The organism is Branchiibius hedensis, assembly GCF_900108585.1.
In the GTDB taxonomy this organism is placed as follows: Bacteria; Actinomycetota; Actinomycetes; order Actinomycetales; family Dermatophilaceae; genus Branchiibius; species Branchiibius hedensis.
This window is the reverse complement of record NZ_UESZ01000001.1, coordinates 2,787,866-2,806,215: the sequence shown is the minus strand read 5'-3', so window position 1 is coordinate 2,806,215 and position 18,350 is coordinate 2,787,866. Positions and strand designations below refer to the sequence as shown.

The following is an 18,350-nucleotide window of genomic DNA, read 5'->3' as shown; positions in this document are numbered from 1 at the left end:
ATGAGCAGCATGGACGGGTCCGGTGTCGATTCGCACCTGGACCCGACCGCGGTGGCTCCGATCCGTCGGCGGCTACCTGGTGCCACCACGCAGCGGCCGCGCGAGATGCTCGGCGCCTACGAGCTGCTGGACCAGGTCGGCGAGGGCGGCATGGGCGTGGTCTACCGGGCCAAGGCGCCCGACGGGCAGTACGTCGCGCTGAAGGCGTTACGTCCCTACATCGCCCACGATCCCGACGCTCGCGCGCGGCTGCGCCGGGAAGTGGCGTCGCTGCGGCGGGTGCGCGCACCGGGGGTCGCGGCGCTGCTGGATGCGGACGTCGACGGCCCGCGACCGTTCTTGGTGACCGAGTTCGTCTCGGGTCCGCCGTTGGACAAGGTCGTCGCCAACGAGGGTCGTTTCACCGATCAGCGGCTCGCCGACCTGGCGCAGGGACTGGCCGATGCGCTGAGTGCGATCCACCGCGCCGGCGTCATCCACCGCGACCTGAAACCCGGCAATGTGCTGGTCGGTCGGGACGGGCCGGTGTTGATCGACTTCGGCATCTCGCACGTCGCCGAGGACTCCCGCCTGACGATGACCGGGCTGGTCATGGGCACCCCGGGCTATCTCTCGCCGGAGATGGTGGAGGGTGGCGAGGTCACCCAGGCCGCCGACTGGTGGGGCTGGGCGGCGACTCTGGCGTACGCCGCGTCCGGCACCCCACCGTTCGGCCGGGGCCAGATGACGGTCGTACTCGATCGGGTGCTGCGCGGTCAGGCCGACCTGCGCGGGGTCGACGAACGCATCCGACCGTTGCTGGCAGCGGCCCTGTCGCCGGATCCCGCCCGGCGTCCCGGGACGCAGCAGGTGCTGCACGAACTGCGGGTCTACGCCGGCGGCGGGTACACGACCGGACTGCCCGTCGCCACCGCCTCGGCGCCGCATACCGCGCCGTTGCGGCCGGATGCGACCAAGCGGTTGCCGGCTCCGTCGGCGGGGCGGGTGGCGCCCGTGAGCCGGCCGCCCGCGCAGGTGCACTCAGCCAACTATTGGGCGCCAGCCCAACCGGCACCGGCCGCGGCACCCAGTCAGCCGGCGCCGGAGCCACGCTCGGTGCCGTCGACCGACCCCCGGATCGGGCGGCCGCCGCGATCGGGGACGTTGGCTGCGCTCCTGGTCGGTGTGGTCGCGCTCAGCGCCGTCGTACCCGTGGCCGCCTGGGGCGCCCTGCTGATCTGGTCGTTCGTGGCCCGGTGGGTGGACCGGTCGATGACTGCCATGGTCGTACGCCGATTCGACGCCGGGCGGCGATCGACAGACCCGCTCGTCGCGGCCGCCGCCGCCCCGTGGCAGGCGCTCGTCGCGGCGATCAGCACCATCCTGGCGGCGATCCTGCCGGCCGTCGTCGGGGTCGCCGGTGCCGTCGCCACTGCGCTCGGGGTGGCTGTCCTGCGTTCCAACAGCCCCGAACTGGGCCGGCCGCTACCGGTCGCGGTCGGGGTGTTGTTGGCGACGGCACTGTCCTGGTGGGGCCCGGGCGGTCAGGCGTTGCGCCGCGGATCACGCAGCATCGTGCGCACCGTTGCACCGCAACCGGTGATCGGCACGGGCCTCGTGGTGCTCGTACTGGCGGCGGCCGCGTGGTGCGCATTCCACGCAGGCACGCACTGGCAACTGCCGCCGAGTTGGTGGCCGTATTCCGACGCTTCGCAGATCCCCGGATCCGGTCTGATCCCGAGTCTTCCGAGCATCCGCTGACTCATTTACGGATCTGCGTAACGATCCGGTATCTTTCGTCGATAGTTCTTGCGGTGGCAGTTCGCTGACCGCCGGAGCATCACAACTTCATGTCTGTCCGAGCGCCTGAACGCCGAGCCTCAACTCTCAGGCGCGTAGCCGCACCAACAAGGTGTGGTGAGGACGGGGGACCCAGCGCCGCGTCAGCGGCGATCGGCCAGGGATCGCGATCCGTGGCCTTGGGGTGAAGCCGGTCCGCCGGCCGGGCACCTGACAGCCCGAACCCGACAGCTCACCCCGCAGGCGTTCGTCAGGAAGGATTCCTTTTCGTGCGCTATACCCCGAAGCACGCTGCGCCCAAGCAGACCACCACTGCTCGTCGCACCGCCACCGCCGTGGCCGTCGGAGCCAGCACCCTGGGCGCCGGCATGATCGTCAACACCACCTCCGCGCACGCGGCCACCGTGTCCGTCGCGCCCGCCGCTGCTCCCGCAGCCGTGACCGTGAAGGCCGCCAGTTCCGGCGTCAAGCTCTCCGTCGACGGCGTCATCGGCCCGAAGACCACCAAGGCCACGCAGCGCTGGGTCGGTGTCGCGCAGACCGGGTCGCTGAACCTGACCACGCGCAAGGCCCTGCAGCGCAAGGTCGGCACGACCCAGGACGGCATCATCGGTCCGAAGACGGTCGCCGCGTTGCAGAAGAAGATCGGCATCTCCCGGGACGGCGCGCGCTACCTCAACGCGCGCACCGTGAAGGGGCTGCAGAGCTACCTCAACCGGACGCTGAAGCTGACCGGCGCGGCCCCGGTCGCCTCCTCCTCCGGCGGTGGCAGCACCTCCCGTGGCGGCGAGCGGCTGAACCTGGCCCGCGCGGCCATGTGGGACCGGATCGCCTGGTGTGAGTCCGGCCGACGCTGGGGTCTGGTTGCTTCGAACAGCACCGGCACCTACTACGGCGGTCTGATGATGACCCACGACGCGTGGCGCATCGGCGGCGGTCTGGCGTTCTCCTACAACGCCAACCAGTCCTCCCGCGAGGAGCAGATCACCGTGGCCAACAACCTCTACGCGCAGCTCGGCCTGAAGCCGTGGTCCTGCGCCTGGGCGGCCTGAGTCCCGCGTGATCCGAAAGCCCCTCGCTCCATGGCTGAGCGGGGGGCTTTCGGCTGCGCACTACGAGGTCGAAACAGCAGGAAGTCCGGCCGCCAGGAGGGCGACACCGGCGGCGAAGTCAGCGTCCCGGTCGGCGCTGGGCGCGTCGATCACGCCGAGGCGGGTCGCGAACTCCTGCTGTTGTTCGAAGAACACGAAGCCGAGCACGTAATGCACGGCGGTGCGGGCGGCCGTCTGCGCCTGCTCGCTGCCCTGCGCGGCGGCTTCGAAGAGGCCGAGGGCGGGGACGCCGCTCAACCCGAGGGCGTAGGAGCTGTAGACCAGTTCAGCGCCGTCCCGGTGGTCGCGTAAGGCAGCTCGGAACTCGTCGGCCACCTGCTGGAAGTCGGTGGCGTGGCTGTTGCGCAACGGCGCCAGGATGCGCTCGCTGACGGCCGCCAGCAGTGACTGCTTGTTGGGGAAGTGCCAGTACAACGCGCTGGGTTGCAGGTCGAGGCTGTCCGCGATCCGCCGCATCGACAACCCGGGCAGGCCGTGGCTGTCCAGGATGTCCAGTGCCGCGTCAACGACATCGTCCGCGGTACGGCGGGCGGTTGCGGGGGCAGCGGGCATGCGGCTACCGTACCTGAACAGTGTTCACCTGAACGGTGTTCAGCAAGCCCGTACCCGGCGTACGCAACTGGAGGTCCCGATGAGTCTCGATGCCACACACAACGCGGCGATTGCCGTACCACGCGGCAAGGTCCGGGTACTGGCCGACGTGCTGCCCGGTGGGCTGGCCCGCGACGTCGCGCTCGTTGCGGCCACGGTCCTGCTGCTGATCGGTGCCGGCCAGGTGACCATCCCGCTGCCGTGGACGCCGGTGCCGCTGTCGCTGGGCACGTTCGCGGTGATCGCCTCCGGCGCCGCGCTGGGCTCCGTGCGCGGGTTGGCGGCTGTCGCCATCTACTTCCTGGCCGGGATCGCGGGCGCACCGGTCTTCGCGCAGCACACCAGTGGCTGGCACTTCGCCTCCTTCGGCTACCTGATCGGGATGGTGGTCGCCGCTCCGCTGGTCGGCTACCTCGCCGAGCGCGGCTGGTCGCGCACCATCCCGACTATGGCCATCTCAGCGGCGATCGGCTCATTGGTGGTCTACGCGTTCGGCGTGCCGTGGTTGATGCACTTCGTCGGCGCTGACTTCGGCACCGCCCTGAAGCTGGGGGTGACGCCGTTCCTGATCGGTGACGGGCTCAAGATCGCCGCGATCGCGCTGTTGCTTCCGGCGGGGTGGAAGCTGCTCGATCGTCGCTGAGGCGGTTGGCTCGTTCCACCTGTGGCACGTGGGTCTCGGCCCATTCGCGGACCGCGCTGAGTGGCTCCAGGAGTGAGCGGCCGAGTGCGGTGAGGCGATATTCGACGTACGGCGGGTGGCCGCCTTTGTCCACGCGGGCGACCAGTCCGTCGTACTCCAGCGCCCGCAACGTCTCCGTCAGGACCTTCGGTGTGATGCCGGCGATGTGCCGTTTCAACTCGGTGAACCGCAGCGGCCCGTCGGCCAGTGCGGTTACCACGAAGACCGTCCAACGCGCGCCGATCCGGTGCAGCACCACCCGACTCGGACAGGTCGGTGCCATCACGTCGTACGCCTTCGCCATCGCGGATCGTCCCTGCTCAGAGTCGGTTTCGTTGTAGATACCGGTATCAAATCAATACCTTCGTTCAGGACAGCGTAACTGCGACGAAGGAGAAGACAATGACGGACCTGACCGGCCAGAGCGTGCTGGTGATCGGCGGCGGCAAGAATCTGGGATTGGCCATCGCGCGGAAGGCGGCGGCGCTCGGCGCAACGGTGACGATCGGCGTACGTTCGGCCCAGGACGCGGCGGGCGATGAGTTCCGGGTGGTCGCCCTCGACATCACCGACGAGGACTCGATTGCCGCTGCTGCAGCGGAACTGGGCACCATTGATCACATCGTCTCGACGGCGGCCGCGCACCACAACGTGGCTGTCGCCGATCTCGACAAGGCGGCTACCGTCACCGCGTTCGACGCCAAGGTCGTTGGCCCGTTGCTGGTGGCCAAGCATTTCGACGTGACCGGCTCGATCGTGCTCTTCTCCGGGGTCGCGGCCTGGCAGCCGTCGCCGGGGTACGCGGTCATGGGCATCACCAACGGCGCCGTCGCGTTCGCGGTGGCGGCATTGGCCAAGGAGTTGGCGCCGGTGCGAGTGAATGCGATCTCGCCGGGGATCATCGACTCCGGGACCTACGACGCGATGCCGGACGCGGACCGCGAGGCGTTCTTCGCGGGCGTGGCGCAGGGCAATCTGGCTGGGCGGGTCGGCAGGACCGAGGACATCGTCGATGCGGTGGCGTGGCTGTGGGGTGCCGGTTTCGTCAGCGGCGAGACCATCCACGTGGAGGGCGGTGCCCGCGCGGCGTGAGCCTCAGCGGGTCTTGATCGACGACTCGAGGACGGCGCCCCACTCGGCAGCGATCTGCTGGCGCCGCCTCGAGTCGTCGGTGAGTACGTCGGCCAGGCCGAGGCCACGAGCGAGGTCGAGGGTGGCCTGGATGAGTCGGCGGGTCCGCGGGTCGGAGTCGTCGGCGTTCAGCAACCGGACCGCCATCTCGTGGGTACCCCGGCCCAGTCGCCGTTCCAGGGGGACCAAGCGGTCCCGCAGCGCCTTGTCGGCTGCGGCGGCGGTCCAGACCTGGAGCGCGGCTTTGAAGAAGTCGTCGGCGTAGTACTCGATCAGCAGGCTGACGGCGCGCCGCTGCCGGTGTGGCCCCTGCAGGTCGGTCTCCAGGGAACTCATCGCCTCACGGCGGCGCTCGAAGATGTAGTCCAACGCCGCGAAGTTCAGGTCCTCCCGGGTCGGGAAGTGGTGCTGCGCGGCGCCACGGCTGATACCGGCCTCGGCCGCGATGTTGGCGACGGTCGCGTTGTCCCAGCCGTCCCGGGCCAAGCAGGTGATCGCGGCCTGCAGCAACCGTTGCCGGGTGGCCCGACTGCGGTCCTGCTTCGGCTCGCGGATCTCGCGATCGGTGGTGGTCACTGCGCCCACCGGGGCGGCCGCTTCTGCAGGAAAGCGGTCATGCCCTCTCGTGCGTCATCGCTGGCGAACAGCCGTGCGGACTGTTCGACGACAATCTCCCGGTCCGCGTCGAACCGCTGCAGGAGAGGGCGATTCAGCAGCAGCTTGGTCTCTGCCAGGCCCTGGGGGGAGCACTTCAACAGGTCGTCCAGGACGCCCCGGGTGGCTCCGTCGACATCCGCCGAGTCGGGTACGGCGCGGGTCACCCAGCCGCGTTCGGCACCTTCCAGCGCGGTCAGCACCCGTCCCGTGAGCGCGAGGTCCGCAGCGGCACGGCTGCTGAGTCGCGGAAGCACGGTCAATGAAATCACGGACGGCGCCAGACCCAGGCGTGCTTCGGTCAACGCAAAGGTCGTTCGCGGGCCGGCGATCACCATGTCGCATGCTCCGACCAGCCCCATGCCGCCGGCTCGCACGTGCCCATCGAGCCGGGCCACCACCGGTTTGCCCAGTGCGAGGATCGCCCGCAGCACGTCGGCGAGGGCCTGGCCGCGCGCGGTGACCGGGTCCGCACCCGGCGGGAGGGCGGCAGCGCTGGACAGGTCGGCTCCCGCGCAGAAGGTGCCCCCGGTGTGGGTGAGCACGACGACCCGCACGTCCGAGGATGAGTCGGCCTGCTGCAGCAGCTCGTTGAGCGATGTCACCAAGGGGTCGGACAGCGCGTTGCGGTTGTGCGGCGAGTCTAAGGTGATGGTGGCAACCCCGTCAGCCACCTCGTAGTGGACCAGTTCCTCACTCATCGCTGACCACAGCCAGCACCGCGCCGGGTTCGACCTGGGTGCCCTGGGCGACCAACTGAGTCACGACGCCGTCGGCGGTCGCGAGCACGGCGTGCTCCATCTTCATCGCCTCCAGCCACAACAGCGGTTGCCCCTGCGTGACCGTGTCGCCTTCGCTGACGGCGACCCGGGACACCACCCCCGGCATCGGGGCAACCAGCGACCCCGGAGTCGCCAGGGTCGACGGGTCGACGAAGCGTGGGACAACGCCCAGCGTCAGCGAGCCGTCCGGGCCCTGCACGTGCACCCGCTGCTCATCGCGCACGCTGGATCGGCCCACCCGGTAGCGGGTGCGCAATCCCGCCTGCTCGACCTCCACCCGGTCCGGTGCCACGGACACGATCCGCAACTCATCCAGCGCTGGGGTGGTGACAACCACCCCGTCCCGGGTGAACCGGTACCCCACGGCGATCTCGTCCTCGTCGTGCAGGTAGGTGCGGTTCTGGGCCGCGGACACCACGTTGCGCCAGCCGGACGGCAGGTCGGCATCCACCGTGGCGGTGGCCCGCTCGCGCGCCGCGTCAGCGACGGCGGCGACCACCGCGGCCAACGGCGGTGAGATCCGTTGCGCGCGGGTGAGTTCCGCCGGGTCGTGGGTGTTGAAGTAGCCGGTGTCGAACTCCCCGGAGAGGAACTCCGGGTCGCGCAGCACGCCGACGAGAAGGTCGCGGTTGGTGACGACACCCTCGATCACGCTGTCCTGCAACGTCTTTGCCAGCAACCGGCAGGCCTCAGGCCGGGTCGGTGCGGTCGCGATGACCTTGGCCAGCATCGGGTCGTAGTGCACACCGATGGTGTCCCCGGCTTCGGTGCCGGAGTCCAGCCGGATGCCCCGCTGCGGGGTGAGCGTGAACTGCTCGGTCACGCCCGGTACGACGAAGCCGGACATCGTGCCGGACTGCGGCTGCCAGTCGGCGGCCGGATCCTCGGCGTAGAGCCGGGCCTCGATCGACCAGCCGCGCATCGTCGGTTCGGCCCCGCTCAGTGGCAACCCGGTGGCCACGTCCAGTTGCAGGCCGACCAGATCCAGACCGGTGACGTTCTCGGTCACCGGGTGCTCGACCTGCAGACGGGTGTTCATCTCCAGGAAGAAGAACTCGCCGTCGTGGTCGGCCAGGAACTCCACGGTCCCGGCCCCCACGTAGTCGACGGCCTTGGCGGCGGCCCGCGCCGCGTCGTACAGGCGATCCCGCATGCCCGGACCGACGCGTTCGACCAGGGGCGCGGGCGCTTCCTCGAACACCTTCTGGTGCCGGCGCTGGATCGAGCACTCCCGCTCACCGACCGCCCACACCGTCCCGTGCGTGTCGGCCATGATCTGGACCTCGATGTGCCGGCCGGTCTCGACGTACCGTTCACAGAAGACGGTCTCATCGCCGAAGGCCGACTTCGCCTCCCGCGCAGCGGTTTCGATCTCACCGGGCAGATCGGCGAGGAAACGTACGACGCGCATCCCGCGGCCGCCGCCGCCCGCCGATGCCTTGATCAGGACGGGTAGATCCTTCTCGGTGACGGCATCCGGCTGCAACCGGGTCAGCACCGGCACGCCCGCGTCGGCCATCATCGCCTTGGACTCGATCTTCAAGCCCATCGCGGCGATCGCGGCCGGTGGCGGACCGAGCCAGACCAGGCCGGCGTCCAGCACGGACTGCGCGAAATCGGCGTTCTCCGAGAGGAATCCGTACCCGGGGTGGATGGCGTGCGCGCCGGAGGTCAGCGCTGCGGCGATGATCAGGTCACCGCGCAGATACGTGTCGGCTGGTGCGGAGCCGGGCAGGTGGACCGCCCGGTCGGCTTCGCGGACGAACGCGGCGTCCCGGTCCGCGTCGGAGAACACCGCGACGGTGTCGATTCCGCGATCGCGGCAGGTCCGGAACACCCGGCGGGCGATCTCACCACGGTTGGCGACGAGCACCCGGCCGATGGGCGCGGTCTTGATGGTGGGTGAATACACGGGCTGCCTCACATCCGGAAGACACCGAACTCGCCGGTGCCTTCCACTGGTGCGGAGTGGATCGCGGACAAGGTCATGCCCAGGACGGTGCGAGTGTCGCGCGGGTCGATGATCCCGTCGTCGTAGACCATCCCGGACAGGACCAGGGGTAGGGACTCGGCGTCGATCTGGTGCTCGATCGCGGCCTTGATCGCCAGGGCGCCCTCGTCGTCGAACGGCTTGCCCTGCGCCTCCGCCGACGCCTTGGACACGTTGTAGGTGACCTCGGCCAACTGCTGCGCGCCCATCACCGAGGACCGCGCACTGGGCCAGGTGAAGAGGAATCTGGGGTCATAGGGTCGCCCACACATGCCGTAATGCCCTGCGCCGTAGGAGGATCCGAGCAGGATCGAGATGTGGGGGACGGTCGAGTTGGAGACGGCGTTGATCATCATCGCACCGTGCTTGATGATGCCGCGCTGCTCGTAGTCCTTGCCGACCATGTAGCCGGTGGTGTTGTGCAGGAAGAGCAGCGGAGTGTTGTAGCGGTTCGCCAACTGGATGAATTGGGTTGCCTTCAGGGCGTCTTCGTTGAAGAGGGCGCCGCGGGCGTTGGCCAGGATCCCGATCGGGTAGCCGTGCACGTCCGCCCAACCGGTGACCAGCGAGGTACCGAAGAGTGGCTTGAACTCATCGAACTGCGAGTCATCGACGACTCGGGCGATGACCTCCTTGGGGTCGAAGGGCACCTTCAGATCCGGTGGTACGACGCCGAGCAACTCCTCTTCGTCGTACCGGGGAGCGGTGGCCAGCGCCCGAGGCTTCGGCCCGGCCTTGCTCCAGTTCAGTCGGCCGACGATCTGCCGACCGATCCGGATGGCGTCCTGCTCGTCCTCGGCGAAGTAGTCCGCCAGACCGGAGACCCGGGCGTGCATCTCTGCGCCGCCGAGTTCCTCGTCGTTGCTGACTTCGCCGGTGGCCGCCTTCACCAGCGGCGGCCCGGCCAGGAACACCTTGGAGCGTTCCTTGATCATCACGATGTGATCGCTCATCCCGGGTAGGTAGGCGCCGCCGGCGGTGGAGTTGCCGAAGACCAGGGCGATGGTGGGGATGCCCGCCTTGGACAGGTTGGTGAGGTTCTTGAAGGAGCGACCGCCGGGGATGAAGATCTCCAACTGCCGGGGCAGGTCGGCGCCACCGGACTCGACCAGCGAGATTACCGGCAGCCGGTTCTCCAGGGCGATCGTCTGCAGCCGCAGCGACTTGCGCATCGCCCAGGGGTTGGTGGCGCCGCCCTTCACGGTGGGGTCGGTGGCCACGATCATGCACTCGACGCCGTTGACCACCCCGATGCCGCCGGCGATGCTGCCGCCGACGGTGAACTCGCTGCCGTAGCCGGCCAGCGGGCACAACTCCAGGAACGGCGAATCGCGGTCCAGCAGCAACTCGATGCGGGCGCGAGCCGTCATCTTGCCGCGGGACGCGTGCCGGGTGTTGGACCGTTCGCCGCCGCCGTCGACGGCCTTGGCCAGTTCCCCGTCGATCTCGGCCAGCTTCTCCTGCATCGCCGTCACGTTGGCGGCGTAGTCCGGGCTCGTGGGATCCAGGGTTGAGGTGAGCGTGCTCATGCAGTCAGCCCCAGGTTGCGTGCCGCCAACTGCCGCAGGATCTCCACCGTGCCGCCGCCGATGCCCAGGATGCGCATGTCGCGGTACTGCCGCTCCACCTCACCCTCGGTCAGATAACCCATCCCGCCGAAGAGCTGCACGGCGCGGTCAGCCACCCACTCGCCGTACTCGGTGGCGGTGTTCTTGGCGAAGCAGACCCGCGGGATCAGATCGGTGGTGTCCCCGGACAGGGCCTGGTCGACGACGGCGTGGGTGTAGGTGCGGGCCAGGTCGATCTTGCGGGCCATGTCCGCGAGGGTGTCCTGGACCGACTGGCGGCTGATCAGCGGTTCGCCAAAGGTAACGCGGTCGCGGCACCACTGGACGCTCAGGTCCAGGCAGCGCTGGGCGTGCGAATACGCCTGTGCCGCAAGCCAGATACGTTCACTGACGAAGTGCGCACCGATCTGCGCGAAGCCGGTGTTCTCCTCGCCGACCAGGTGGCGTACCGGCACGCGGACGTCCTCGAAGCTCAGCTCGGCGGTGTCGGAGCAGTGCCAGCCCATCTTCTGCAGCTTCTTGCTGACCGTGAAGCCAGGCATGCCCTTCTCGATCACCACCAGCGAAACGCCCCGGGCGCGAGGCAGATCCGGGCCGCCGGTGCGCACCGCGGTGACCACGAAGTCGGCGCGGGTGCCGGAGGTGATGAAGGTCTTGGCGCCGTTCACGACGTACTCGTCGCCGTCGCGGCGGGCGGTGGTGCGCAGGCCGCCCACGTCGGAGCCGCCACCGGGCTCGGTGATGGCCAGGGAGCCGATGATGTCGCCGTCCAGGGCGGGGCGGACCCAGCGGTCGATCTGCCACGGGTCGCCGGCGGCGATCAGGTGCGGCACGTTGATACCGGTGGTGATCATCGACGCCGGAACGCCGCCCGCGGCGCCGGCCTCCAGCAGTGCCTCGGTGACGGTCACCGACTCGCGCAGGCCACCGCCGCCACCGCCAGCCTCCTCCGGGTAGCCGGCGCCGAGGATGCCGAGGGCGCCGGCTTTCTTGGACAGTTCGCGGGGGAGTTCGCCGTCGATCTCCCACTGGTCCTGGTAGGGCAGGATCTGGTCCTTGGTGAAGCGGGTGACGGTGTCGCGCAAGGCACGCAGTTCGTCGGTCTGCCAGGGGTTCATCAGTGGCCTTCCTGGGGTAGCAGGGCTGTGGGGATGTCGAGGTAGCGACCGCGCAGCCATTCGCCGAGGCCCTTGGCCTGCGGGTCGAAGCGGGCCTGGTAGGCGACGCCCTCACCGAGCAGGTCCTCGATGAGGAAGTTCACCGCCCGCAGATTCGGGAAGACGGTGCGGTGGATCGCGAGGTCAGCGGTTTCAGGAAGCAGCTCCCGGAGCGTGTCGGTCGTGAGAGCCTCTGCCAGCCAGGCGAATCCGGCGTCGTCGCGGGCCCATACGCCGATGTTGGCGCTGCCGCCCTTGTCGCCGCTTCGCGCTCCGGCGACCCGGCCGAGGGGGGCGCGCACGGTATCGCCGGCGGGCGCCGGACCGGTGGCCGGCGCCTCGATCGCCGTCTCGGTCAGGTAGTCACCCGGGGCCTCGATCGTCAGCTGGGTACCGTCGGGAAGGGTCACCCGGTGGTCAACCTCTTCCTGGGGGATGAAGCCCGGCGTGAAGACGCCGTACGCCGTGGCGTCGGCCGGCGGGGTCATCGAATGGAAGCCGGGGTAGCTGGCCAACGCGATCTCGACGCCGGCGTTGCTGAAGGCCCGGCCCACGACCTTGGGGTCCTTGTCACGGGCGGTGACGATGAGCTTGGCGGAGGCGCCTTCTTCGGTGTCAGCGTCGGCGACTGCGGTCTTGGTGAGTTCCCAATCGATCTGTGCGGGTTGGGTTTTCAGGGCTTGCTCGAAGCCGCGTCGCGCGAGGTCGGCCTTGGCGTCGATGTCCAGGCCGGTCAGCACCATGGCAACCTGGTTGCGGAAGCCGCCGAGCGCGTTGCAGGACACCTTCAGCGTCGCGGGCGGCGCTTCCCCGGTGACGCCGTCCACGAGGACCCGGTCGGGCGCTTCCTGGGACAGTCGGATGCTGTCGAGACGTGTGGTGACGTCGGGGCCGTAGTAGCGTTCGCCGCCGATCTCGTAGAGCAACTGGGCGGTGACGGTGTCCACGGTGACGGCGCCAGCGGTGCCCGGATGCTTGGTGATCACGCTGCTGCCGTCGGCGCGGATCTCCGCGATGGGGAAGCCGGGATGCAGCAGATCGGCGATCTCGGTGAAGAAGGCGAAGTTGCCGCCGGTGGCCTGGGTGCCGCACTCAATGATGTGGCCTGCCACGGTGGCACCGGCCAGAGCATCGTAATCCTCACGGCCCCAATCGAATCGGGCGATCGCCGGACCGATGATGACCGAGGCGTCGGTGACCCGGCCGCTGATCACGACGTTGGCACCCGAGCGCACCCCTTCGGCGATCCCGAAGGCGCCGAGATAGGCGTTCGCAGCCAGCGACTCAGGCAACCCAAGCTCGGCGGCACGGGCGGTCACGTCGTCGCCATCGACGTACGCGACGGTTGCGCCCACGCCCAGCCGCTCGGATAGCTCATGGATCGCGGCCGCCAGCCCGGCCGGGTTCTGTCCGCCCGCGTTGCTGACGATCTGGACGCCCTTGTCGATGGCCAGACCGAGGCACTCCTCGAGCTGCCGCAGGAATGTCTTGGCGTAGCCGAGCGAGGCGTCCTTGGCCTTGTCGCGGCCCAGGATCAGCATGGTCAACTCGGCCAGATAGTCGCCGGTGAGTACGTCGAGGGGCCCGCCTTCGAGCATCTCGCGCATGGCACTGATCCGGTCGCCGTAGAAGCCGGAGCAGTTGCCCACTCGCAGGGCGTCGGTCATCGGGTCACCTCTCTGGTGTGTGCGGCGCGGACCGCCGCCTTCGGTGCGCCGGCGAACGCCTGCGCGATAGTGAGCCACTCGGTCGCCGCGCCCGGGGTGGCGACCAGGGCCAGTTCGGGCAGCTCGCGGCGTTGGGTGACCGCCAGGCAGAAGTCCTCAGCCGGTCCGGTGATCCGATCCTCGGCGGTGTCCGGTCCCCAGGTCCACAACGCACCCGAGGGGGCCGTCAGCTCGATGCGCGGTTCAGCAGCGGGAAGTTCCAGCTGGTTGATCGCGTAGGCGAAGGCACGGGTGCGGACACCCAGGTGAGCTATATCCCGCAAGCGGTCGGTGGGCACTCGACGTACGCCGAGTGCATCGGCCACGTCCTGACCGTGCGCCCACGTCTCCATCAGTCGGGCGGTGGCCATCGAGCGCGGCTTCATCGGGGGACCGAACCACCCGATGCTGGTGTCGTCTGGGAGAGCGGTGAGTGCCTCGGCCAGCTTTGCCCGGCCATCCTGCCACTGCGAAAGCAGTTGTGCGGCAGGCAGTTCGGCTCGCGCGGCGGCGGTCGTGTCCGTGAAGTGCAGGGGGTCGGCGGCGCCCTGCGCCACGACCTCGGCGAAGGCGTCTGGATCGGTGACCGCGGCCAGCGCGACCTCGTCGGTCCAGGCGAGGTGGCCGATCTGGTGGGCAATGCTCCAGCCGGCCGCTGGGGTTGGCCGCTGCCATTCGGCGGTGGTCAGATCGCGAACCAACGCCGCCAGATCGTCGCCCTCGGCGCTGAGGTGATCCACGGTGTTCATGAGGGCCGACGTTGCCACACAGAAAGAAATCAAGCAAGAGTGCTTGTTTTCCAAAGTGTGATCTAGGTAACGTTCGGTCATGCGGCTCACCGATGACCATCGTTCGTTCGCGGCCACCGTCCGGTCGGTCGTGGACACCCAGATCAACCCGTACGTCGACCAGTGGGAAGCGGACGGCATCTTCCCGGCGCACGAGTTGTTCCCGCAGCTGGGCAAGTACGGTCTGCTCGGCCTCGAATACTCGCCCGAGGACGGCGGCGAGGGCGCCGACCACTCCTACACGATGGTGGCCTGCGAGGAGTTCGGCCGGATCGCCGCCGGTGGCGTCTCGATGGCGATCAATGTGCAGGCGAACATGGCCACCCCCTCACTGGCGAAGTACGGTTCGCCCGAACTGCGGCAGAAGTTCCTGAAACCGGCGATCGCCGGTGAGATGGTCGCCGCCATCGGGGTGACCGAGCCGGATACCGGATCCGATGTGTCGGCGCTGCGCACCCGGGCGACCAGGGATGGCGACGACTGGGTGATCACCGGGCGCAAGCTCTACATCACCAACGGGGTGCAGGCCGACTGGGTCTGTTTGTTGGTCCGCACCTCCGATGAGGGTGGCTACCGCGGGATGTCCCAGATCGTCGTACCCACGGCGTCCGAAGGGTTCTCGGTCGCCCGCAAACTGGACAAGCTCGGGAACCGGTCGTCCGACACCGCCGAACTGGTCCTGGACCAGGTGCGGGTGCCCGTCGAGAACACGATCGGCACGATCGGTCGCGGTTTCCAGCAGCAGATGGAGCAATTCGTCATCGAGCGGATGGCCGCGGCCTACTCCATCGTCGGCCAGGTCGATGTCGCCCTGGAGAAGACCCGCGACTACCTGTTGCAGCGCAAGACCTTCGGCAAGGCGCTGGCGCAGCACCAGTACATCGCCTTCCGGCTGACCGAGCTCGCGGCGCGCAACGACCTGCTGCGGCATCACAACCAGGCGGTCTGCGAGGCGGTGCTCGCGGGGGAGGACATCACCCGGATGGCTTCGATCGCCAAGTGGGAGGCGGGCCGGCTGGTGCGTGAGGTCGCGGACATGTGCCTGCAGTTCCACGGCGGTATCGGCTACATGGAGGAGACCTGGACGGCGCGGATGTTCCGCGACGCCCGGCTCGCCTCCATCGGCGGCGGCGCTGACGAAGTCATGTTGCAGGTCGTCGCCCGCATCGACGGCTACCCGTTGAGCTGAACCATGGACCACGCACTCGGCGTCGATGCCGGCTTCGGTGACTGGGTCACCAAACACGCGCTGCGCAACCCGGAACGCCCGGCGCTGATCAGTGCCGAATCCGGCGAGGTGACCAGCTACGCCCAACTCGAGGTTCGCACCGATCAGCTGGCCGATGCGCTCAGGGGCCGCGGTATCGGCCGCGGCGATCGTGTCGCGATGCTGACGCTGAACAGCGTGGCGATGATGGAGATCTACGTCGCCGTCGCGAAGCTGGGCGCCATCAGCGTCCCGGTCAACTTCCGCCTGTCGGCCCCTGAGGTCCGGTACGTGCTGGCCGACAGCGGCGCCACCGTGCTGTTCGAATCCACGTCCCTGTCCAAGCTGGCCGAGGCCGCCTGCTCGGAGGGTACGGCGGTCCGCGAGCGCATCGCCGTGCCGACGTCGGCTGACCGGGCCGCGGACAGTGAGTACGAGGCTTTCCTGCGCAGCGGAAACCCGGACCGGGTCACCCTGCCCATCGACCTCGATGAGGTGTGTGTGCTGATGTACACCTCGGGCACGACCGGCGCGCCGAAGGGCGCGATGCTGACCCACGGCAACTTCCAGTGGAACGTCTTCAACGGGCTGGGCCTGGGTGAGGGCAACAACGGCCGGGACGTCACGTTGTCCAGTGCGCCGCTGTTCCACATCGGTGCCCTCGGGGTGCACACCGCGCCGTACCTCTATCTCGGGGCGTGCACGGTGATCCAGGAGGCGTTCACTCCCGACTCGTGGCTCGAACTGGCCGAACGGCACCGGATCACCAACGCGTTCCTGGTCCCGGCGATGTGGGCCGCGGTGTTGAACGCGCCATCGTTTGCCGAACGGGATCTGTCCTCCTTGCGGACGGCGGTCAGCGGCGGCGCGCCGTGCCCGATCGTGGTGATCGAGGGGATGCGCGCGAGGGGTGTGCAGTTCACCGAGGGTTTCGGGATGACCGAGACCTCACCGAACGCTTCCTGTTTGCAGCCCGACCAGGTGCTCGAGCACGCCGGATCCATCGGCAAGCCGCTGATGCACGTCGAGTTCCGGTTGGTCGACGAGGCCGGCGAGGATGTGCCGGTCGGTGCGGTCGGCGAGTTGGTGATCCGGGGGCCGAACGTCATGGTCGGGTACTGGAAGAAGCCGGAGGCGACGGCTGAGGCGATGCGTGGCGGCTGGTTCCATTCCGGTGACCTGGGTCGCCGCGACGAGGCAGGCTTCTACACGCTGGTCGACCGCAAGAAGGACATGATCATCACCGGTGGTGAGAACGTCTATCCCATCGAAGTCGAGCAGGTGATGTACCGCCACCCGGCGGTGAACGAGGTGGCTGTGATCGGCGTACCGGACACCGCATGGGGTGAGTCGATCGTGGCCGTGGTGGCGCTGACACCGGATGGTCAGGTGAGCGGGCCGGACCTGCTGGCGTGGACTCGGGAGCGGGTCGCGCACTTCAAGTCGCCAAAACGGGTCGAGTTCGTCGACGCGCTGCCGCGCACCGCCACCGGGAAGGTGCTCAAACGGGATCTGCGCGAAGAGTACGGCGGCGCGGCCAGTGCCGTGAATCGGTGACATCCAAACGAAGGAGCAACCATGGTCATGAAAGCTGATGTGTCGCAGGTCGATCCGCTGGAATACAACCTGGCCACGCGGGTCAACATTGGTGACTCGCTGCGCCGGATGGCGGGCATGTTCCCCGACCGGGTCGCCGTGGTCGACGGTGCCGACCGGGTGACGTACGCCGAGTTGAACGACTCCGCCGAGCACGTCGCTCGCGCTCTGCTCGACCTGGGCCTTCCGGCGCAGAGCCCGGTGGCGATGCTGATGATGAACTCCTGGCGGATGCTGGCCACCTACTACGGGTGCGCGAAGTCCGGGATGGTTGCGATGCCGGTGAACATCGTGCTGACGGCGGCGGACCAGCGGTGGATCCTGGCCGATGCGCAGGCGACGGTGATCGTGGTCGATGCGGTGTTCGCGCCACGGGTCGCTGCTCTGTTGCCGGACCTGCCGCTGGTCGAGACGGTCATCGTGGTCGGTGGAAGTGAGCCGTTCGAGCGGGTCCGGACGGAGGATTGGGACGCCTGGACGGCGAGTGTCTCGGACGTGCCGGTCGAGGTCATCGTCGACGACCGGGACATCGTGCAGTGTCTCTACACCTCCGGCACGACCTCACGGCCCAAGGGTGTGTTGGTCAGCCATGTGTCCCTGCAGATCGCGCTGTTGTCCGATGTGATCGTGACCCGGCAGACCTGGGGCTTGCAGTCACCGACGATGCTGGTGGTGTTGCCGATGTTCCACACGACGGCGTTGAACACGCTGACCCAGCCGATGTTGACCGTCGGCGGTACGGCGGTGCTGCTGCCGGCCTTCGATCCGAACGCCGTTCTCGACCTCATCGAGCGGGAGAACGTCACGCACACGATGATGTTGCCGATGATGTGGGCGGCGACCCTGGCGGCTCAGAAGGCCAAACCGCGGGACGTCAGCGGGGTGACCACGGCGATCTATGCGATGGCGCCGATGCCGGACGAGTTGCTGGCGGCGGTCGATGACACGTTCACCAACGCTGACGTCATTCTGGGCTCGGGCCAGACGGAGGTTGTGCCGGCCACCGTGATGCAGTTCCCCGAGCACCGGCACAGTGCTCCGAACTCCTGGGGTTCGGCGGTGCCCACCCTGGACGTGGGGATCATGCAACCCGGCGGCGGCGAAGTGGTCGGGATCGATGAGACCGGCGAGATCGTCTACCGCGGCGGCAACGTGTGCGCCGGCTACTGGAACAACCCGGCTGCCAACGCGGCAGCCTTCGCCGGTGGCTGGTTCCACAGCGGCGACGTCGGGCACATCGACAAGGACGCGGTCGTGTGGTTCACCGACCGGGTCAAGGACATCATCAAGTCTGGTGGCGAGAACGTGTCGTCGGTGATCGTCGAGCGGGTCGTCGGCGGGGTGCCCGGGGTGGCGGAGTGCTGCGTCGTCGGCGTGCCCCACGAGCGCTGGGGCGAAGCGGTCACCGCGGTCGTGGTCGCCGACGGCTCCGTGGACCCAGCGCAGTTGGCCGACGACGTGATCGCAGCCGCGAAGCAGCGACTCGCCGGCTTCCAGGTCCCCAAACAGGTCACGGTCCTGCCCGAGCTGCCGAAGACCGCCACCGGCAAAGTCCAGAAGCACGAGGTCCGAGCCGCACTGCGCGAGTAGGTAGTTGAGGGTCTGTC

At 68.6% G+C, this 18,350-nt stretch carries 16 protein-coding genes and 1 riboswitch; of the genes, 7 read left to right on the top strand and 9 right to left on the bottom strand.

Annotated elements, in window-relative coordinates:
- Both DR843_RS13555 and DR843_RS13550 read left to right on the top strand, forming a co-directional pair.
- On the top strand, nucleotides 1-1,740 hold the full coding sequence (locus tag DR843_RS13555; protein ID WP_109686619.1) for a serine/threonine-protein kinase: 1,740 nt from the start codon (nucleotides 1-3) through the stop codon (nucleotides 1,738-1,740).
- 126 nt (nucleotides 1,741-1,866) lie between these two features.
- A riboswitch (cyclic di-AMP (ydaO/yuaA leader) is annotated at nucleotides 1,867-2,041 on the top strand.
- A gap of 7 nt (nucleotides 2,042-2,048) precedes the next feature.
- A complete protein-coding gene (locus tag DR843_RS13550; RefSeq protein WP_109686617.1) occupies nucleotides 2,049-2,831 on the top strand; it encodes a transglycosylase family protein in 783 nt (260 codons plus the stop codon).
- Nucleotides 2,832-2,891: 60 nt separating this feature from the next.
- Here DR843_RS13550 and DR843_RS13545 read toward each other — a convergent pair whose 3' ends face one another.
- Nucleotides 2,892-3,443, bottom strand: a complete 552-nt coding sequence (locus tag DR843_RS13545; protein ID WP_109686615.1) for a TetR family transcriptional regulator — start codon at nucleotides 3,441-3,443, stop codon at nucleotides 2,892-2,894.
- On the opposite strand from DR843_RS13545, the gene DR843_RS13540 reads away from it, so the two are divergent.
- Nucleotides 3,442-4,125 carry a biotin transporter BioY gene (locus DR843_RS13540; protein WP_245934129.1) on the top strand — a complete coding sequence of 228 codons (684 nt, stop codon included), beginning with the start codon at nucleotides 3,442-3,444 and terminating at the stop codon, nucleotides 4,123-4,125. The genes DR843_RS13545 and DR843_RS13540 overlap by 2 nt on opposite strands.
- Here the strand turns inward: DR843_RS13540 and DR843_RS13535 are convergent.
- Nucleotides 4,064-4,468 (bottom strand): winged helix-turn-helix transcriptional regulator, encoded by a 405-nt coding sequence (locus DR843_RS13535; RefSeq protein ID WP_109686611.1) that lies wholly within the window; start codon nucleotides 4,466-4,468, stop codon nucleotides 4,064-4,066. The two genes, DR843_RS13540 and DR843_RS13535, sit on opposite strands and share 62 nt — an antisense overlap.
- 98 nt (nucleotides 4,469-4,566) lie before the next feature.
- Here DR843_RS13535 and DR843_RS13530 point away from each other — a divergent pair, with 98 nt between their 5' ends.
- Complete coding sequence (locus tag DR843_RS13530) at nucleotides 4,567-5,256, top strand: SDR family oxidoreductase (protein WP_109686609.1); 690 nt, start codon at nucleotides 4,567-4,569, stop codon at nucleotides 5,254-5,256.
- Nucleotides 5,257-5,259: 3 nt separating this feature from the next.
- Here DR843_RS13530 and DR843_RS13525 read toward each other — a convergent pair whose 3' ends face one another.
- Genes DR843_RS13525 through DR843_RS13495 form a run of 7 tightly spaced genes read right to left on the bottom strand, consistent with a single transcriptional unit; the run spans nucleotide 5,260 to nucleotide 13,901 of the window.
- Nucleotides 5,260-5,871: a TetR/AcrR family transcriptional regulator gene (locus tag DR843_RS13525; RefSeq protein ID WP_245934128.1), complete on the bottom strand. Its 612-nt coding sequence runs from the start codon at nucleotides 5,869-5,871 to the stop codon at nucleotides 5,260-5,262.
- Nucleotides 5,868-6,650: an enoyl-CoA hydratase family protein gene (locus tag DR843_RS13520; RefSeq protein WP_109686607.1), complete on the bottom strand. Its 783-nt coding sequence runs from the start codon at nucleotides 6,648-6,650 to the stop codon at nucleotides 5,868-5,870. The genes DR843_RS13525 and DR843_RS13520 overlap by 4 nt, the downstream gene beginning before the upstream one ends.
- Nucleotides 6,643-8,643: an acetyl/propionyl/methylcrotonyl-CoA carboxylase subunit alpha gene (locus tag DR843_RS13515; protein WP_109686605.1), complete on the bottom strand. Its 2,001-nt coding sequence runs from the start codon at nucleotides 8,641-8,643 to the stop codon at nucleotides 6,643-6,645. The genes DR843_RS13520 and DR843_RS13515 overlap by 8 nt, the downstream gene beginning before the upstream one ends.
- 8 nt (nucleotides 8,644-8,651) lie before the next feature.
- Nucleotides 8,652-10,250 carry an acyl-CoA carboxylase subunit beta gene (locus DR843_RS13510; RefSeq protein WP_109686603.1) on the bottom strand — a complete coding sequence of 533 codons (1,599 nt, stop codon included), beginning with the start codon at nucleotides 10,248-10,250 and terminating at the stop codon, nucleotides 8,652-8,654.
- Nucleotides 10,247-11,407 (bottom strand): acyl-CoA dehydrogenase family protein, encoded by a 1,161-nt coding sequence (locus tag DR843_RS13505; protein WP_109686601.1) that lies wholly within the window; start codon nucleotides 11,405-11,407, stop codon nucleotides 10,247-10,249. Before DR843_RS13505 ends, DR843_RS13510 begins: the two co-directional genes overlap by 4 nt.
- Complete coding sequence (locus tag DR843_RS13500; RefSeq protein ID WP_109686599.1) at nucleotides 11,407-13,113, bottom strand: acyclic terpene utilization AtuA family protein; 1,707 nt, start codon at nucleotides 13,111-13,113, stop codon at nucleotides 11,407-11,409. Before DR843_RS13500 ends, DR843_RS13505 begins: the two co-directional genes overlap by 1 nt.
- Entirely contained in the window at nucleotides 13,110-13,901 is a 792-nt protein-coding gene (locus DR843_RS13495) for a TIGR03084 family metal-binding protein (protein WP_109686597.1), read from the bottom strand. Before DR843_RS13495 ends, DR843_RS13500 begins: the two co-directional genes overlap by 4 nt.
- 79 nt (nucleotides 13,902-13,980) lie before the next feature.
- Here DR843_RS13495 and DR843_RS13490 point away from each other — a divergent pair, with 79 nt between their 5' ends.
- Genes DR843_RS13490 through DR843_RS13480 form a run of 3 tightly spaced genes read left to right on the top strand, consistent with a single transcriptional unit; the run spans nucleotide 13,981 to nucleotide 18,333 of the window.
- Entirely contained in the window at nucleotides 13,981-15,129 is a 1,149-nt protein-coding gene (locus DR843_RS13490; RefSeq protein ID WP_109686595.1) for an acyl-CoA dehydrogenase family protein, read from the top strand.
- A 3-nt stretch (nucleotides 15,130-15,132) separates the two neighbouring features.
- Nucleotides 15,133-16,704: an acyl-CoA synthetase gene (locus DR843_RS13485; protein WP_109686593.1), complete on the top strand. Its 1,572-nt coding sequence runs from the start codon at nucleotides 15,133-15,135 to the stop codon at nucleotides 16,702-16,704.
- Nucleotides 16,705-16,725: 21 nt separating this feature from the next.
- Complete coding sequence (locus tag DR843_RS13480) at nucleotides 16,726-18,333, top strand: AMP-binding protein (RefSeq protein WP_109686591.1); 1,608 nt, start codon at nucleotides 16,726-16,728, stop codon at nucleotides 18,331-18,333.
- Nucleotides 18,334-18,350: the final 17 nt, after the last annotated feature.

What these genes read in the sequence shown, in the direction of transcription:
- DR843_RS13480 (WP_109686591.1), top strand. Translation starts at nt 16,726, where the DNA reads ATGGTCATGAAAGCTGATGTGTCGCAGGTCGATCCGCTGGAATACAAC.
- DR843_RS13510 (WP_109686603.1), bottom strand. Translation starts at nt 10,250, where the DNA reads ATGAGCACGCTCACCTCAACCCTGGATCCCACGAGCCCGGACTACGCC.
- DR843_RS13530 (WP_109686609.1), top strand. Translation starts at nt 4,567, where the DNA reads ATGACGGACCTGACCGGCCAGAGCGTGCTGGTGATCGGCGGCGGCAAG.
- DR843_RS13500 (WP_109686599.1), bottom strand. Translation starts at nt 13,113, where the DNA reads ATGACCGACGCCCTGCGAGTGGGCAACTGCTCCGGCTTCTACGGCGAC.
- DR843_RS13495 (WP_109686597.1), bottom strand. Translation starts at nt 13,901, where the DNA reads ATGAACACCGTGGATCACCTCAGCGCCGAGGGCGACGATCTGGCGGCG.
- DR843_RS13555 (WP_109686619.1), top strand. Translation starts at nt 1, where the DNA reads ATGAGCAGCATGGACGGGTCCGGTGTCGATTCGCACCTGGACCCGACC.
- DR843_RS13490 (WP_109686595.1), top strand. Translation starts at nt 13,981, where the DNA reads ATGCGGCTCACCGATGACCATCGTTCGTTCGCGGCCACCGTCCGGTCG.
- DR843_RS13535 (WP_109686611.1), bottom strand. Translation starts at nt 4,468, where the DNA reads ATGGCGAAGGCGTACGACGTGATGGCACCGACCTGTCCGAGTCGGGTG.
- DR843_RS13540 (WP_245934129.1), top strand. Translation starts at nt 3,442, where the DNA reads ATGCGGCTACCGTACCTGAACAGTGTTCACCTGAACGGTGTTCAGCAA.
- DR843_RS13545 (WP_109686615.1), bottom strand. Translation starts at nt 3,443, where the DNA reads ATGCCCGCTGCCCCCGCAACCGCCCGCCGTACCGCGGACGATGTCGTT.
- DR843_RS13520 (WP_109686607.1), bottom strand. Translation starts at nt 6,650, where the DNA reads ATGAGTGAGGAACTGGTCCACTACGAGGTGGCTGACGGGGTTGCCACC.
- DR843_RS13505 (WP_109686601.1), bottom strand. Translation starts at nt 11,407, where the DNA reads ATGAACCCCTGGCAGACCGACGAACTGCGTGCCTTGCGCGACACCGTC.
- DR843_RS13485 (WP_109686593.1), top strand. Translation starts at nt 15,133, where the DNA reads ATGGACCACGCACTCGGCGTCGATGCCGGCTTCGGTGACTGGGTCACC.